The organism is Microcoleus sp. AT9b-C3 (assembly GCF_036705485.1).
Classification (GTDB): Bacteria; Cyanobacteriota; Cyanobacteriia; order Cyanobacteriales; family Microcoleaceae; genus Microcoleus.
On the sequence record NZ_JAUBUR010000004.1, the window covers coordinates 92,160 to 109,401 of the forward strand.

The 17,242-nt window shown below is 47.8% G+C and carries 11 protein-coding genes; 8 read left to right on the forward strand and 3 right to left on the reverse strand.

Translation table 11 applies throughout. The features are described 5' to 3' along the window. Nucleotides 1–146: 146 nt before the first annotated feature. On the reverse strand, nucleotides 147–6,452 hold the full coding sequence (locus tag QUB77_RS05460) for a cadherin-like domain-containing protein (RefSeq protein ID WP_333322842.1): 6,306 nt from the start codon (nucleotides 6,450–6,452) through the stop codon (nucleotides 147–149). Nucleotides 6,453–7,870: 1,418 nt separating this feature from the next. On the opposite strand from QUB77_RS05460, the gene QUB77_RS05465 reads away from it, so the two are divergent. The 4 genes from QUB77_RS05465 (at nucleotide 7,871) to QUB77_RS05480 (ending at nucleotide 12,587) form a co-directional block, all read left to right on the forward strand. Next, nucleotides 7,871–8,125, forward strand: coding sequence for a hypothetical protein (locus tag QUB77_RS05465; RefSeq protein ID WP_333170650.1), 255 nt, complete (start codon nucleotides 7,871–7,873; stop codon nucleotides 8,123–8,125). A 4-nt stretch (nucleotides 8,126–8,129) separates the two neighbouring features. Then, nucleotides 8,130–9,827: a CHAT domain-containing protein gene (locus QUB77_RS05470; RefSeq protein WP_333170648.1), complete on the forward strand. Its 1,698-nt coding sequence runs from the start codon at nucleotides 8,130–8,132 to the stop codon at nucleotides 9,825–9,827. 1,768 nt (nucleotides 9,828–11,595) lie between these two features. After that, entirely contained in the window at nucleotides 11,596–12,006 is a 411-nt protein-coding gene (locus tag QUB77_RS05475; RefSeq protein ID WP_172184952.1) for an AbrB family transcriptional regulator, read from the forward strand. 113 nt (nucleotides 12,007–12,119) lie between these two features. After that, nucleotides 12,120–12,587, forward strand: coding sequence for a regulatory protein RecX (locus QUB77_RS05480; RefSeq protein WP_333085570.1), 468 nt, complete (start codon nucleotides 12,120–12,122; stop codon nucleotides 12,585–12,587). 103 nt (nucleotides 12,588–12,690) lie between these two features. On the opposite strand, the gene QUB77_RS05485 is transcribed toward QUB77_RS05480, so the two are convergent. Further along, the gene (locus QUB77_RS05485; protein ID WP_333170646.1) at nucleotides 12,691–13,206 is read right to left on the reverse strand and encodes a DUF4385 domain-containing protein; all 516 of its coding nucleotides are present in this window, start codon (nucleotides 13,204–13,206) and stop codon (nucleotides 12,691–12,693) included. After that, nucleotides 13,203–13,628 carry a DoxX family protein gene (locus tag QUB77_RS05490; RefSeq protein WP_333170645.1) on the reverse strand — a complete coding sequence of 142 codons (426 nt, stop codon included), beginning with the start codon at nucleotides 13,626–13,628 and terminating at the stop codon, nucleotides 13,203–13,205. Before QUB77_RS05490 ends, QUB77_RS05485 begins: the two co-directional genes overlap by 4 nt. Before the next feature lie 858 nt (nucleotides 13,629–14,486). Between QUB77_RS05490 and QUB77_RS05495 the strand changes: the two genes are divergently transcribed. From QUB77_RS05495 to QUB77_RS05510, 4 genes are all read left to right on the forward strand, one after another. Next, entirely contained in the window at nucleotides 14,487–14,753 is a 267-nt protein-coding gene (locus QUB77_RS05495; protein ID WP_333170643.1) for a hypothetical protein, read from the forward strand. Nucleotides 14,754–15,077: 324 nt separating this feature from the next. Then, nucleotides 15,078–15,527: a DUF4168 domain-containing protein gene (locus QUB77_RS05500; protein WP_333170641.1), complete on the forward strand. Its 450-nt coding sequence runs from the start codon at nucleotides 15,078–15,080 to the stop codon at nucleotides 15,525–15,527. A gap of 431 nt (nucleotides 15,528–15,958) precedes the next feature. Continuing rightward, nucleotides 15,959–16,396, forward strand: coding sequence for an urease accessory protein UreE (gene ureE, locus QUB77_RS05505; RefSeq protein WP_333170640.1), 438 nt, complete (start codon nucleotides 15,959–15,961; stop codon nucleotides 16,394–16,396). A gap of 130 nt (nucleotides 16,397–16,526) precedes the next feature. Further along, the gene (locus QUB77_RS05510; RefSeq protein ID WP_333170638.1) at nucleotides 16,527–17,240 is read left to right on the forward strand and encodes an urease accessory protein UreF; all 714 of its coding nucleotides are present in this window, start codon (nucleotides 16,527–16,529) and stop codon (nucleotides 17,238–17,240) included. The last annotated feature ends 2 nt before the right edge of the window (nucleotides 17,241–17,242 follow it).

Genomic DNA, 17,242 nt, shown 5'->3' on the forward strand with positions numbered 1-17,242 from the left:
TCCTACCCAAAAAATAGCGGCTAAATTGTTAAACAATTACAAAAAAAGGACACAGCAATGCTGTGTCCCTACTCGTATCTTGTAGGAACACGGCATTACCGTGTCCCCATCCGTACCGCCGATATCCCGATTAGGATTCTTGCCGTTTAGAACAAGAACAATTCAGAACCACCCGAAATTCCAAAATCGACATTATTGACAGTTGCAAACAAACTGTTACCGCCAACCGTAGAACCGTTGCTATCGTAATACAGTTTAGTAGACAAACCGTCATAGAGAGCAATGATCGACGGCTGGGTTAAAGTTGCTTCAAACACAGTTACATCAGACACTGTGCTGCTGTAAGCGTAGAAATTCTGAGTCAAAAATCCAGTTCCGCTTCCGAAGGCTGGAAAGCCAGTGTTGGAGATGCTAATTTGATCGTCAGCAATGCTGTAATCGGTAATTACATCCCCGCCGCCAGCAGTAGTTCCGAGGAACGTAAACTGATCCGCACCAGCACCACCGTTGAGAACATTGGTTCCCACACCACCGATTAAAGTGTCATTCCCCTCGTCACCGTTGAGAGTATCGCTACCCACGTTGCCGAAGAGACTGTCGTTACCAGCGCCACCGGAGATGCTGTCGTTACCTGCACCGCCGTCGAAAACATCAAAACCCAATCCGCCGCTGAAGATGTCAGCAAATTCAGTACCAGTGACTCTGTTATCAGTCGCATCTCCGGTAAACAAGACAGGAGTGGTGAAGTTGTAACCGCCAGCACCAGAACCGAAATTGTTAAAGTCGGTCGGGTAAGTGTTCCCAGCAGCAGTTAAATCGGCAACGCTACCTGAGTTGGTAGTAGTACCAGTAGGAGAAGAGGCGATCGTACCTGTGAATACAAAGTCCGCCGTTCCCAGATTGCTAGCAGCAGTACCCAGATTTGCAATCAAGGTAGAACCAGCCGCTTCGGTACCGTTCGAGTCAAAATACAACACCGTTTCGTTCGACGCATTCGTAAAGGCGAAGAAACCAGCAGTTGTAGAATTACCCAGGGCTGTAGCTTGTGCAGCTTCCAAAGAGGCATAACTGCCGCCTGTGAAAATCACTAACTCTTGGCCAGTAATGTCAGGATTTGAACCCGTAACACCGTCAAAGTTAGTCCTCGTCAAATTACCGAAAGCGCTCGCGCTAAACTCGAATTTGTCACTTCCAGAGGTAAAGTCAGTAATCGTATCACCGCCTTCGCCTGCTGCTTTGTAAACAAACAGATCCGCACCAGAACCGCCTGTGAGAATATCTGCACCAGAACCGCCGCTGAAGATGTCAGCAAACTCAGTACCTGTGACGCTGTTAGCCTTCGCATCTCCGGTAAACAAGACAGGAGTGGTGAAGTTGTAACCGCCAACACCAGAACCGAAATTGTTAAAGTCGGTCGGGTAAGTGTTCCCAGCAGCAGTTAAATCGGCAACGCTACCTGAGTTGGTAGTAGTACCAGTATCAGGAGAGGCGATCGTACCTGTGAATACAAAGTCCGCCGTTCCCAGATTGCTAGCAGCAGTACCCAGATTCGCAATCAAGGTAGAACCAGCCGCTTCGGTACCGTTCGAGTCAAAATACAACACAGTCTCGTTCGACGCATTCGTAAAGGCGAAGAAACCAGCAGTTGTAGAATTACCCAGGGCTGTAGCTTGTGCAGCTTCCAAAGAGGCATAACTGCCGCCTGTGAAAATCACTAACTCTTGGCCAGTAATGTCAGGATTTGAACCCGTAACACCGTCAAAGTTAGTCCTCGTCAAATTACCGAAAGCGCTCGCGCTAAACTCGAATTTGTCACTTCCAGAGGTAAAGTCAGTAATCGTATCACCGCCTTCGCCTGCTGCTTTGTAAACAAACAGATCCGCACCAGAACCGCCTGTGAGAATATCTGCACCGCTGCCGCCGCTGAAGATGTCAGCAAACTCAGTACCTGTGACGCTGTTAGCCTTCGCATCTCCGGTAAACAAGACAGGAGTGGTGAAGTTGTAACCGCCAACACCTGAACCGAAATTGTTAAAGTCGCTTGGGTAAGTACCGGGATTAGTGATTAAATCCACAACGCTACCTGAGTCGGTAGTAGTACCAGTGGGAGAAGAGGCGATCGTACCTGTAAATACAAAGTCCGCCGTTCCCAGATTGCTAGCAGCAGTACCCAGATTCGCAATCAAGGTAGAACCAGCCGCTTCGGTACCGTTCGAGTCAAAATACAACACCGTTTCGTTCGACGCATTCGTAAAGGCGAAGAAACCAGCAGTTGTAGAATTACCCAGGGCTGTAGCTTGTGCAGCTTCCAAAGAGGCATAACTGCCACCTGTGAAAATCACTAACTCTTGGCCAGTAATGTCAGGATTTGAACCCGTAACACCGTCAAAGTTAGTCCTCGTCAAATTACCGAAAGCGCTCGCGCTAAACTCGAATTTGTCACTTCCAGAGGTAAAGTCAGTAATCGTATCACCGCCTTCGCCTGCTGCTTTGTAAACAAACAGATCCGCACCAGAACCGCCTGTGAGAACATCTGCACCAGAACCGCCGCTGAAGATGTCAGCAAACTCAGTACCAGTGACGCTGTTAGCCTTCGCATCTCCGGTGAATAACACAGGAGTGGTGAAGTTGTAGCCGCCAGCACCGGAACCGAAATTGTTAAACTCGCTTGGGTAAGAGTTCCCAGCAGCAGTTAAATCAACAATGCTGCCTGAGTTGGTAGTAGTACCAGCAGGAGAGGCGATCGTACCTGTAAATACAAAGTCCGCCGTTCCCAGATTGCTAGCCGCAGTACCCAGATTCGCAATCAAGGTAGAACCACCTGTCACCGTACCGTTCGAGTCAAAATACAACACCGTTTCGTTCGACGCATTAGTAAATGCGAAGAAACCAGCAGTTGTAGAATTGCCCACGGCTTTAGCTTGTGCAGCTTCCAAAGAGGCATAACTTCCGCCTGTGAAAATCACTAACTCTTTGCCAGTAATGTCAGGAGTTGAACCGCTAACACCGTCAAAGTTAGTCGTAGTCAGATTGCCGAAAGCGCTCGCGCTAAACTCGAATTTGTCAGTTCCAGACTTAAAGTCGGAAATTTTATCGCCGCCTTCTTTAGTTGTCCTGTAAACAAACAGATCCGCACCGCTGCCGCCGCTTATGACATCCAAACCGAGGCCGCCGGTGATGGTATCGTTGCCGTCGCCGCCGAGGATGGTATCGTTAAAATTGCTGCCGACAATCTTGTCATCGCCTGCTAAACCATCGAACTTAACAGCAGCCGGATAAGTGCCGAAATCGAAATTGTCAGGGCCGGCAGTACCGACAGGAACATTTAGTGGCTCGCCGATGAAGACAAAGTTACTGACATCCAGGCGAATGTCCACCGAGAAACTGGTGACAACTTCAAAGCGCGCGCCAAAACTAAATACCAGCACGGAACGGCCGGTAGTGGCATCTATAAACTGACAGAAAATAGGGGAGTCAGTGTTGCCACCCAACTCTGCAAACCGCAGTTGCAAAGACACGATGCTGTTAACACTGGTATCCAGGGTGAAGTCGAGCAAATTAGCGCTGCCGATCGACCCCACAGTAGAAGTAGCAGTAATCTCCAGTCGGGTCAAACTAGAAACGCTGAGATTACCAAAAGCTGCCGTAGAAAGCTGTAAAACATCGTCATCGACATTAAAGTCAGTAATAAAGTCAGCTTCTACAACTGTTTGAACCTCTTGGCGGGAAGTGAGGTAAATAAAGGTATCGTTCCCATTACCCCCACTCAGATTATTGGTTCCTAGACCACCTTCGATCGAGTCATCGCCATCATTTCCGGTTAATGTGTCATTGCCAGCACCGCCTATTACGGTGTCATCGCCGCCGCCAGCTTCGATATCGTCATCGTCATCGCCGCCGTCGATATCGTCATCATCATCGCCGCCTTGAACTTTGTCGTTGCCCAAGCCTCCTTTTAGTGTGTTTTTGCCTTTACCACCGATGATATCGTCATCATCATCGCCGCCGTCGATATCGTCATCATCATCGCCGCCTTGAACTTTGTCGTTGCCCAAGCCTCCTTTTAGTGTGTTTTTGCCTTTACCACCGATGATATCGTCATCGTCATCGCCGCCGTCGATATCGTCATCGTCATCGCCGCCTTTAATTGTGTCGTTGCCCAAGCCTCCTTTTACTTTGTTTTTGCCTAGGCTAACTTCGATATCATCATCGTCATCACCGCCGTCGATATCGTCATCGCCATCGCCGCCTTTAATTGTGTCCTTGCCTTTGCCGCCGATGATTGTGTCTTTGCCTTTGCCGGCTGTAATGTTATCGTCACCCTCGCCGCCTTCGATGTCGTTATCGAGCGTCGCAGAACCGAAAATAAGTTGAGGTGCTGTAGTGCCACCAAACTTAAAGACATTTTGCTCGACGTTCAAGCTAAAACGCTGGCCGGTGAGAGTTCTTCTGCCGTTGGTAGCTTCAAAACCAAAAGTAGCGGCACCGACAAAACCTACTGTCGCTTTGAAAGTTAACGAGCCTGCGTTAATGTCTGCTTGAGTTAAGGTAAAACCGACTTGTGTTACGGCGACTCCATTAAAGAATAGTTGGCCGATTGTAGGATCGGGCAGCTCGGTTAGCTTGATGACTGTGTTGCTAGGACCTTGCTCATCATCGACAACACGCAACAACTCAGAAGTAATAGTTTGCGAGCCTCCGCTGGAACCAGCAATCAGGAGCTCATTAACTTGCACTCGCGGAGGGTTAACAATCGGAGTTGGAGTTGGAGTTGGAGTTGGAGTTGGAGTTGGAGTTTGAGTTTGAGTTTGAGGATCAACTCCTAAAAAGTCGCCAGCAGTGATAAGCGTTGCGTTGACATTCAACAATAGCGCCAAGGCGAAGTTATTGACCCGAATTTCGGTATTGCCACCGACTTGTATAAAGGTCAAGCTGCTAAAGTTCAAGTCGCCAAACAGCAGAAACTTGTCTGTGCCGTCTTCGTAGTCAGTGATGACTGCACTTGCCCCAGAGGTACTGTTACTCACCACATAAAGGTCATCTCCAGCACCGCCTACACAGGTATGGTTGCCAGTACCGCCCATCAGCGTATCGTTGCCGTTGCCGCCCATCAGCGTATCGTTGCCGTCGCCGCCGCCGCTAACGCTGTCGTCGCCGTCGCCACCGTCTGTCATGTCATTGCCGTCGCCAGTGACGAGGGTATCGTTGCCAGCACCGCCCATCACGCTGTCGTCGCCGCCGCCACCCATCACGCTGTCGTCGCCGTCGTCGCCTGCACAGTTGTCGCTGCCGTCGCCACCCATCACGGTATCGTCGCCGGTGCCGCCGCTAACGCTGTCGTCGCCGTCGTCGCCTGCACAGTTGTCGCTGCCGTCGCCACCCATCACCGTATCGTCGCCGATGCCACCGCTAACGCTGTCGTCGCCATCGTCGCCTGCACAGTTGTCGCTGCCGGCACCGCCCATCACCGTATCGTTGTCGCCGCCGCCGCTAACGTTGTCGTCGCCGTCGTCGCCCATCACGGTATCGTTGCCGGCACCGCCCATAACGCTGTCGTCGTCGGCACCACCGCTAACGTTGTCGTTGCCGTCGTCGCCTGCACAGTTGTCGCTGCCTACACCGCCGCTAACGGTATCGTTATCTTTGCCGCCGTTAACGGTATCGTTGCCGTCGCCGCCGCTAACGTTGTCGTTGCCCTGATCGCCCCTGACGGTATCGTTGCCTTCGCCGCCCTCGCAATCGTCGTTGTCTTTGCCACCGTAGATGGTATCGTTGCCGGCGCCGCCGTTAACGTCATCATCTCCTTCATTGCCGTGGGCCAAGTCATCGCCGTCATCGCCTTCGCAGATGTCGTTGCCGCTGCCGCCCAGGACGGTATCATTGTCTTTACCGCCGTTAAGGGTGTCGTTGCCTCTGCCGCCCTTAACGTTATCTTTATCGCGATCGCCCTTTATTTCATCGTCGTCATCGCCGCCTTCGCAATCGTCGCCACCTTTACCCCCGTACATTTTATTTTTTTTGCCAGGGTTTCCTTTGAGTGTGTCTTCGCCTTTTTGGCCGAATATCTGATCCTGCTGGCCGGTGGCGACAATTAGGTCATCGTTATCGGTACCGACGGTTGGGCCGCCATCGATGCCGCTGCCATCATCTAAACCATCCTCTTCCGTTTCCGTACCTCCGAAGGTCTGGAAAATGTTGTCGCTGTCGTTGTCATCGTCATCATCGTCATCATCGTCATCGCCCACACCTGTCGTGGATCCGCCGTTAGACTGATTCAGAAATGTGGTAACGCCGTCGGTGTTTTCGGCGAGTGCTAAGTTAATTAAATCGTCTAACTCCTCTGAGGAAAGTGTAGGGCTGTTTTTGCCTAAGTCCTCGACAGGATTTTGTGTTTCATTTTGAACTGCCAAAACTTTTTCCTGTCCTTCTTCTAACGAAAATAGGTCATCCATCGTTGATATTTCCCAAAAAATGGTAAGCTTCTTAGAATCAATTTATCAGCAAACAGGAGGCTGCACAAAATTTTTTTTTTTAACTTCATGCTTTCGCCTGCTAGAGGAGCTCGTCTCCTTATCTTTGCTCTTAATAGATGCCACTTAAAATGCAAGGTTTTTTTCATTCTGTTGCGAGTTTTATATTCTGACATTGCGTACCAAAATTAATGGAGCCGCAACCTCCACTGTAAGTAATCCGACCAAGATCCGAGCATTTAGAATGTTCTCGGTAATTTCTACAGTAAGCTGCGCCGAAAAGCCTCAAATTGTAGATTTTCTACGTAATTTCTACAGTGAATTAGCTGAATTTAAACTCGCAACTGACAACTCCTAAATAACTACCCAAAACCTGTATCCCCCCAATTTTACCCTTGCTTTTTTTCCGAGTTCGGCTGGGTGTATTGAAGTTTTGTAACACTCCCAGCTTTGACAAATCCTTCCCTGACTTAGAATTTGAATCTCTTGACTAAACGACTGCACGCTTCTAATTTTAGTTCCCAATGATTAATTAGAAATTTAGATAATTCGCCCGGGCAAATATTTGTTCTAATTTTTAGTTGCACAATTTTCTCTCGATTCGAGGAAACCTCGCGAACTGAGCAAAAGTTTTTTTTCGGCTCAATACTAAGAGTTCTGCCAAAATATATCTATCTCAAGAAGGATTGCGAAATGTGTTAAAAAGTAGTAGTGCAGAAGTCGTTTTTGGTGACAGTTGCAAGCTCGATCGGCATTTTGAGCGGGAATGACCCACGGCGAGGCTGCGAAACCCTATGGTTTTGTAGAGGCTTCCCTACCAAATCCAATAATTATAGGAGAAACCGGCCTGATGAGGCGTAATCCTCTAGATGCCAAAAATGATGGTTGCTTGAGAGTACCGGAATAATTTGATTGCCGTTGTATTGTTGAGAGTTCTTGGCTGCTTACGTTTATTTTTGCTGCTTAACTTTAACTAGATTAAGAGAGTTAAATTAAAAGTTTTCTATATCATAAAAGCGGCAAATTAGCAATAAGTTATTAGCAATTATTGATGGTCAACTATCGATTACCGATCGCCACTGAGGTCTTAAGGATGAGGGCGGAGCACTTACGGATGAGATCCCAGGGCTGACCAATTAATTAATTGACACAAAATCAAGATTACAGATGGGGGGTTGGTGCTAGAGGATAAGCGGTAAAGACCGATCGACCGATCGCCAAAAAAAATAAAATACTCAACTTTCCCTGCGATATTGCCCTGAAACCGGTTGGCGAGACCCGAAGTAATTTTAATAAGAACTAGAGATCCGCCTGGTAAAGTGCCTCCAATTTTACTTTACTCAGCAATGAGAAACTCAAGTTCACGACGAATCTAAAGGGGTCTGCGGTAGAGGTGCAAAATGTTAAAGATAGCAAGATTGGAGAAAATTCGGCTTTCACCGAGCCACAGGGCAATCAAAACTAATAAACTGTTATTAAAGTACAACTTTTATATCCTCAAAGTGTTTGAACAAATATATATGACCCTAGCGATCGCCCGATCGGGGGAAGCGCATTCAGAAACTTTGATTGAAAGAGTAAAAATATTTTTGCCGATCGCTATTGCTAGCCGCAAAAACGCAGGCAAATTCAGAATTAAGGCGGGAGGGCGCTAAACCGGTGAGCCAGGAATTTCAACTCTCAGTCACCCCTGTTGGGGACGACGAATATCTAGTGCGGACAGAAAGGGTTGCACCCGGTGTACCCTTAGCCGAACAACAAGTCCGCTGGCCGATCGACGAATGGCTTGCACTGTCTGCTCAACTGATGAACGACCCGCTGGTGGGCTTGCTCCAGGGAAAAGCAGTACAGGGAACCAATTTTGCTGGTCGCGGCCTCTCCGGTTCGGGAAACAACTCAGCGCCGAATTTAGTAGCCCTGGGGCAACAATTATACAGCGGGCTGTTTCAAGGAAACTTGCGCGATAGCTGGACTTGCGCTCAAGGCATTGCCCAGCACCGCCGAGAAGTGCTGCAACTGCGACTCGGACTCAAAGGCCGGCGCTTGCCACGACTGCCGTGGGAAGTTCTGCACGCCGGCGATCGCCCTTTGGCAACCGGCACCGATGTCGTGTTTTCTCGCTACCAACCAGGTACAAGTTTGTTCAAACAAACCCGGATACTGCCTAGTAGCGGGCCGCTAAAAATTTTAATGGCGATCGCGTCTCCGAGCGATCGAGACAGCTTGCAGCTCAAGCGAGAAGTGCTCCACCTGCAACAAGAACTCCAAAACCGCACCGCTAATCCTCTCAAAAACAACCCCCACTCCCCGGAAATTCAACTGACTATTCTCGAACAGCCCGATCGAGAACAACTTACCCAAGCCCTAGAACAAGGACACTACCAAGTCCTGCACTACGCAGGCCACAGCAACTTAGGTTCCAGAGGTGGCGAACTCTACCTAGTCAGCAGCCGCACCGGCTTAACCGAAACCCTCAGTGGCGACGACTTAGCTGGATTGCTCGTTAACAACGGTATTCAGATGGCCGTGTTCAACTCCTGCCGCGGCGCCTACGGCGACCCCTCAGACCTCGCGGACGACAGCCCGGAACGGAACTTAACCGAAGCTCTAGTGAAGCGAGGCATTCCGGCTGTGCTAGCAATGGCAGAAAGCATCCCCGACGATGTAGCCCTAACTCTGACGCGACTGTTTTACCGCAACCTCAATCAAGGCTATCCAGTCGATCTCAGCCTGAGCCGGGCCAGAGCTGGGTTAATTTCTGCCTACGGTTCTCACCAGCTATACTGGGCTTTACCGATTCTCTACCAGCACCCGGACTTTGACGGCTATTTGACCGGCGCCCCAGTCCACAGCCCGACATCCGGTTCTATGGTGCACATAATCGCGTCGGGAACGCAACCGGTGCTGGCGGGTACTGAATGGAAGGCCCCGTCTTCGGTTTCGGCGATCGCCCAATACCCCCCAATCCCAACCAATCGATCGCATGAGTCAGACAATTCTGACGGCGAAGTCTGGGAATATCCCAACCAATTAAAAGATCGTAGGGATTGGGTTCACCAGAACGATCGACCCGATGCTACTAATTCACCGAACTCACCGACGGCTTCGCCGTCCTCTATTCCTCATTCTGAGTGTGCGGCGATCCAAGCAACTCGCGCCGCTGCAGCGACTCAGAAACCGTTAAAAAAACCGGGGCTGAAAACATCTGTCGCCCTAATACTTTGCTTATTACCCGTTGCTTTGAGTGCTGGCTTTTTTGGGTGGCGGTACTCGAACCAGCGAAGCACGAAACCAGAAGAGTTACTGCCAGCGGTACGGACTCCCCTGTCGCAAAATTACCTGCAACAACGCCACTAAAAGCGATCGCCCACTGCGATGCTGAATTTAGACCCTCTTGACCTGGCTCCAAACTGGGTGGGTTTTGTGCTGGCAATTTGCGATCGGGTGCCGCTGGCAAAGCGATCAAAAGTATACTGCTCGATCGAATCTCGGACTTACCTTCATCAAGCCGGTTTCTAGCCAAAATCAGCAGCAGCGCAACCAAGTATCTAGGAAGAAACAGGGTTTCTCGTGGAGAGAGTATGTCCGGGAGTGCTTAATATAGAATTCGTCAGTCGATTTGAGATTTTAGACTTCGGCTTGAGCCCGGAGTCGAAGGATTTGAGATTTTAGATTTACTCCACAGATGAATCTGGAAGCTTGAACAATAGTCTAAAATTTTGATCTCTCCACGACAGGAGTCGGTGGCTTTTATGCGTTTTTGGGCGGGCTGATTCGGCAGCAGGAGCATTCGTCCTTTGGCACAAGACAATAAAAGCCAGAGTTGCAACAATTAAGAACGTCCTCACCGTCAGCGCGGTTGCTATATTTCACAATTAATTATGGAAGCAGCGTGAGTTTGACCGAAAGCATCCAGGATACAAGCCCCCGGATTCATCCGTCCAGAAATAAAAAACCTGTATCCGATGAAACTTGCCCCCCGAATTTATCCGTAGGGTCAATGCTTCAATTCTTTAATCTAAAATCTAAAATCTAAAATCTAAAATCGATTGACGCGCCCCTCCAGTTGGTGGATAAATTTTGAGAGTCTGGCAGTTTACAGCCCACGAGTGGAAACCAATAGATTCCCATCAAAAGTCCATGTCGGGAACCGCTGCTAATTTGTAGTGCATCAAACATTTAAGCAGTTGTGCATTTAACTCGGTTTTTTTCAATTCCCCTGTGGAAATAACCTCAAATTATCTGGCTTGGGGCCGGAGGAGGAAGATTTTCCCGAGTTACGCCTAGACCTCTACTGATTCTTGGCGAAGTGTTAAGAGTCGCGAAGCAATCTCGCCCGATCAAAACTATTCCCCTCTTAGTGGCTGCCGGATGTTTCTGCCGCCGCGCCCATTGAGTCGGGTTTTAGCTTAAATCCGTTCAACGAAGAGGTGAAATTTCCTTCAATTTTTACCGGATTGGCTTCCCCAGACTGCGTTCTGTGGCAGTTATATGCCCCACACCTTAATAAAAGATTGCTCGTTGGTATTTGGGGTTTTGAGGGGATTTCCAGCCCAAAAAGTAGGGTTTATACCATGTTAGATTTTAGATTTTAGATTTTAGATTGAAGAATTGGGAATGACTTATTCCATAAGGGTTTGGAGCTTGCCTACAGTTGGATTCTTTTTGTAAACTGGTGCGTGCAAGTAACTGGCAGGGGCATTGAGAACAAGTGCTGCCTCCCCTTGTTGAGGTAAAAGTTAACCCCGGCGGGTAAATGCTTTCGGTAGATTTGCAGCGGTCGCGCTCTAGGTATTTCGATTCATGGCTGTCTTGTTTTTACCTTGACCGCAGACTCGATCGGGGATTGGTGAATGCAGGGAACAGACTTTACTGTAAAAAAGTAAAACATTTAATTTGCGACAATAATTCCCCGCGAGATCGCTCCGAGGCTTACACAAGCATTTGGGTCGCGAGGAGCAAATTGATCGCCCTTCGAGCATCCTTACTTGCACCCCCGGTCTTGAGGCGGCAGAAATTTCTCCAGAATCTTAATATTCAGAATTCTTAGTATTGACAGTGAAACAAAGTTCATCTAATGTGTTGTAATTGATATAAGTAAAGTCCAATAAGCGAGGTACGGTCAATGGCAGAAACAGCTACAGCACCCTTAACAGGAAAAGGTCTGCTTCAAAAAATCAAAGGCAGTGATTTGCCGCGCAGAGAACTTGCAAAGCTTTGCGGCTACTTCACTGTCAGCAAAAGTGGAGAAACCCGGATTAATCTGGCTGAGTTTTACGATGCAGTGTTAGCTGCTAAGGGCATTGAGCTAGAGAAGTCGAAAGCAGACGGACGCGGACGAGAAGCAAGTTATCGAGCTAGCGTTCACAAGAATGGTTCGATCGTGATCGGGGCAAATTATACCCAAGAAATGGGATTAAAGCCGGGAGACGAGTTTGAAATTAAGCTCGGATACAAGCACATTCGCTTGATTCAGATCGATGTGGACAGACCGGATGTGGATGTGGATGATGAAGAGGAGGATACAGAAGAATAGAGGCGATTCCCTGCGGGATAGCTTCGCCGCGCGTGATGCAGTCAGCCGATAGCAAGGCGACTGGATTGGGCTTCGCTACACGAGTATTTGCGCGCCACCCTTCGATTTAACTGATGAGCTGTCTTGACTATTTCTATTTTCTCTTGTCCCGCAAAGACTACAGTGCCTCTGAACTTCGCAAAAAGGGGCAAGAGAAAGGTTTTGGCAATGAGGAAATATTGGAGGCGATCGCGCAAATTCAAGACCGCGGCTATCAGTCCGACACTCGCTTGGTGGCAAACTCGATCGCCTCTGCAGCAGGCAAATACGGGAAGTCTGCCATCAAGCGCAAGTGCCTGCAAAAAGGAATTACCAACGATTTGTTTGAGCAAGTCTGGGAAGAAGAAATTGCCGAAAATCAGGACTCCGAAGCAGAAAAACTGGCAGAATTAAAAGCCAAAGTCATGCGGAAATACAAAATCGATACTTGGGGTAAAGCAGATCCGAAAACCAAGGGCAAAGTCTTGAATTACCTGCAATACAGGGGCTTTAATGCTTTTGAAATTTGGCGACAGTGGCAGGCGGAAGAAGAGGATGAGTAAGTTATAGGACAACCCTCGATCGATGCGGCCCCCAGATAGTCAAGCACAACTGTACCGCTACCTGGGGGCTAAATTGTAAGTTCTGAGTTTTTGTAACTTTATGTCAATCCTCAGACTTGACTAAATAAGATTCGTACATCTGCCGGTGTCTGGCTAAAAGCTGGAGATATTTCTCATTGATTTTGGCCAGCATCCATTTCTCTTTAAAAATGGCGGCGGATTCTGCTTTCACCGGATCTGCTTCTAGTGGCAAAATATCTTTTCGAGCTACGGTTTGCTCTGCAACAGACTTCAGCTTCTGAGGGTTTTGCTGGTATTTTCGACCGCTTTTGTGGTTGGCGTAGCGACGCGATCTAGTATACCCCATCTGTAAGAACTTGCGGGCCATGTCGGCTCCAACAAAATCTTCGCGATCGAGATACTCTAAAAACAAGGAGTAAATTTTGCTGCTGGACTCCCTGGCAATTTCAGGAGTCTTAAATCTCCAGAAAGGCAGAATTTCTCCTTTGTAGGGTTCCACCAACAACACTCCCTGTTCTCCTTTCCCTACCCGATAAAGTTCCGGGTGCTGTCGAAAGTCGATGTTCTTAAAATCCAAAGAGTAGTCAAACTGCTTCATCGGGCATTTTCTGTTCTATCTGGAACTAGAGAAGCCCGGGGTTTACCTTCGTCTGGTTGGGTATAAACCCAGGCCCAAGCAATCAAGACGGCTTGAAAAGGCAGCCTGAACCAATACAGTAATTGGTTGTGGGGAATCCCTTCTATGGGAATGTTGTTGACGGCTTGATTGATATTAGCTGGAAACACGGCAATAAACAAGGCAATTAATCCCCACGCCGCCGCCCTGCTGACAGGAGGAACTAACAGCCCAATTCCGCCCAAAACCTCGAAAAAACCGCTGATATAAACCAATGCTTCCGGGTAAGGAAGCTGGGGCGGCACGATTCTGATAAAAGGTGCGGGCACTGCAAAGTGCAGCACGCCTACAATACTGATAGCTACTGCGAGAATAACTCGCCAAATTTCTTTTTGACTTTTCATTGGCAATGGGTAATTAATAATTGTTAAATTGCTGCGCTCATGCTTGCCAAAATTCGCTATCTGCGATCGAGATTATAAGAAAACTAAGGCCCAAAAATTCCAGCTTTCCGGGTTTGTCTACTCTTGCTGGTGGCTGTAACGATTTTATTTCGTAAAAAAACCAGCTTTCTGGGTAACTCCCAGACAAGTTTTCACAGCCCCAAACTTGAGGAAGCAAGAACTGGAATCGAAGGCCTGCGCGTTGACTGCCGAAAACAGATAGCGCGCATTTTGATAACAATATTTTAATGTCTAATGCCCTGTTGCTGTCTCTATCTTCGGGTAGTGAAGTACCCATCACTAATCGGAGTACCGATATAGTTAGGGCTTCCCGTCTCGTCTGCCGTTGCCCGTTTAAACCCGTGCTTAAATTGGTCTTACACAGCATAAGAAGGTCTTTCGACCTTTATACTCCCTTTCAAGAGGAACCCCGGCAGCCGCTCGCCTTCGGCAAGCAGTTTAATTGTTTTTTCGTACATTCCTGTTTGGATTATGTTTTATCGCCTTGTTTGTAGAGCAAGACGAACCAGTGACCGGAATCTTTCTCTCTTTCTCTGGCTAGTTATTTTCGCAAGCATATGACTGCTACTTCGTGTTGTGGTCAGCCGAGTGGACGGGCCGGAACCACTAATATATTATATGACAGACTGAACAATTCCGGGAAATCAAGGAATACTTTGGTGATTCTTCGGACATCCACTTGAGCGTTACCCAGAGGTTAGCAATTGTCGGGGATGCTCTCATAAATCACCCACCTTACATCTTGCCACTAATCGGATTACCGATATAGTGGGAGTATTACGGCGGTGTAGGTAAAACATGATTTTTGTTCTGGCTCTGGCTTCGTCACCAGTCAAACCAGTGGCGGATTTTCTCGATCGACAAATGCACCACCGCTTAACATTAAATAAATCATCGCCGCAATTATTGATGAGTGCGATTGCTGCTAAATTTTGCCTAGCCTTCCAGGCGCTTCCCTACCCTACGGGGAACGGGAACCCTTGGGGGAAGATAGCTTTGCTACCGCGTAGCTTGATGAGACTAATTAAGGCGAGTAATTTGTCAAGAAGTTTTAGAATTATTTAATATTTGCGCTTTGAGAATTATTGGGAGAGGCAATTCGAGAACACTCTGTAATTAAAATTACCATCTAAAGTTTGAATTTTGTCAACTTCCGACAGATGTTATAATGAATGAAATTATTGAATTTGCTAAAAAGTCGATCGTCGTAGCAACTCCCCAACCATCCTGCTGGAATTCAAAATAGTCGTCAACGGCAGGAACTTTTTAGCCACCACATTATTCAAAAAGATTGAGCCTCCAAGCGCTGTGTCATTTTTATCTACACGCAATCAATCACCGACGACCATGAACACCTCAATAAACACCTCTAAATTTGGCATAAACCGGATGCTGCGACAATCGTTGTTTGCAGGCATCATTTCTGCAGCAGCTTTAGCTAGCGGATGGGCGCCCGGTATGTACACACAATCCCCAAACCTTGTTTTCGGAGCTGCAGCCCAAGCTCAAGAAATTAGCAGCGAAGAAATTACTAGCTACGCTCGTGCTGTGTTGGCAATAGAACCCAGACGGGTGGAAGCTTATAACGAAATTAAAAGAATGGCTGGAGGCTCGGTTCCCAGAGTAGTGTGCAACGAAAAGCAGGAAATTAATAGGCTGTCTGGAAATTTTCGTGGCATCGCAGTGAATTACTGCCAACAAGCTAAAAAAGCTATCGAAACCTATGGTTTGACAGTTAGTCGCTTCAACCAGCTTACTTTGCTCCAGCAAGCGGACCCGGCAGTCAAACAGCGAATTCAAGCCGAGCTCCTGCGACTGCAACAAGCTGGCAATCAATAAGCTTGAGGGTTTGAGTCTTTCTTCCTCTCCCGTTCTATTAGACTTCTCCATAAAAGCTTGTTCAGGGCAGGCAGGATGCCTAACAGCTACCTCCCCTCAACAATAATATTGGAGATTTAAATTGTTCGAGTTCCTAGACGGTATGCAAAATTTTTTGAAAAAAAAGCGATCGTCTGTGATTAAGTGCTTGACAAAATAACATAAATTTGGTAATAAGGCCAGAACGGGAGCGGTCAGAGAGATGAATATTTTTCCACTGGCTGTCAATCGGAATGAGATATAACGATCGCCAACACGATTAAGACGTTTTTAATTTCTGAAACATGAGCTGAAGATTGGAACTTCAGTCTTTCTTATTCCTTCGGCTATAAAAAAGATATTCCTCAAAAACTAAATGTCAAGTCAATTGCTCTGAGGAATAGAATATAAAAATGCTAACATTCACAAAACATTTGCCTGCAAATCCCGATGCTATTGTCAGCTTTACTTTACAAATGACATCGGACGATCGCACTCGCAGCCGTCACCGATTCGAGACGGAGACGGGGGAAAGGTTGCACCTGAGTTTGCCCAGAGGTACTGTACTGCGCGATCGAGATTTATTGCAGTCGGAAGACGGTAGCTGTTTGGTACTGGTAAGTGCAAAACCCGAGCCGGTGCTGACAGCGCGGGCATCGAGTCCGCTGCTACTGATGCGGGCGGCTTATCATTTAGGAAACCGTCACGTAGCTTTAGAAATTGCGGATAATTATTTAAGGCTTTCTCCCGACTCTGTATTGCAGGGAATGCTAGAAAAAATGGGTTTGGAAGTAACAGAGGAAATTGTGCCGTTTCAGCCGGAAATGGGCGCTTACGGGCACAGCCATTAGATTTTAGATTTTAGATTTTAGATTTTAGATTTTAGATTTACTCCCACCCTGGAATCCGAGGGCTTATAACCAAATTAGTTTGGGTAATTCAAGAAGGAAGAAGTAAACAGTCAACCGTCAACCGTCAACAGTGAACAATCAACTTTTATGTTTGTTACAGCTAGCTTTTGCACCTGTGGGAGCTTATAGTTATTCTGAGGGAATCGAAAGTCTGGTAGAAGCCGGTGCGATCGACAGCGAGATTACTTTGAGGAATTGGTTAGAAAATTCGCTGCAATTCGGGGCTGTGCGAGTAGAAGCCGCTGTGGTGGTAAGGGCTTTGAGGGCGGCACAGATAGGGGATGTGACGGCTTTGAATTACTGGAATGCTTGGGCGACTGCTACTAAGGAAACAGAAGAGTTGCGCTTGCAAAGTTGGCAAATGGGGCGGACTTTGGTCAGGTTGCTGATGGATTTGCGTGAAGCGAAGCTATCCTGCAGGGAATCGCCCCTTGCTTCTGGGTTAACAACAATTGTAAAAGAATTCGTGGAATCTGGCAGCAATCAGTGCAATTTTGCGATCGGCTTTGGCATTGCCGCCGCCAACTGGCAGATTGAAGAGGAAGCGGCCGTGTTAGGATATTTGTACAGTTGGGCTGCCAATTTGGCGAGTGCGGGCGTGAAACTGATTCCCCTCGGTCAAACAGCCGGTCAGCAGTTGCTGTTAGATTTGCAGTCTCAAATTAGCTGTACGGCGCAAGAAGTTTTACAATTAGAAGATGATGAGCTTGGCAGTTGCAGTTGGGGATTAGGACTGGCTAGCATGGCGCATGAAACTCAGTACACTCGGTTATTTCGGAGTTGAAA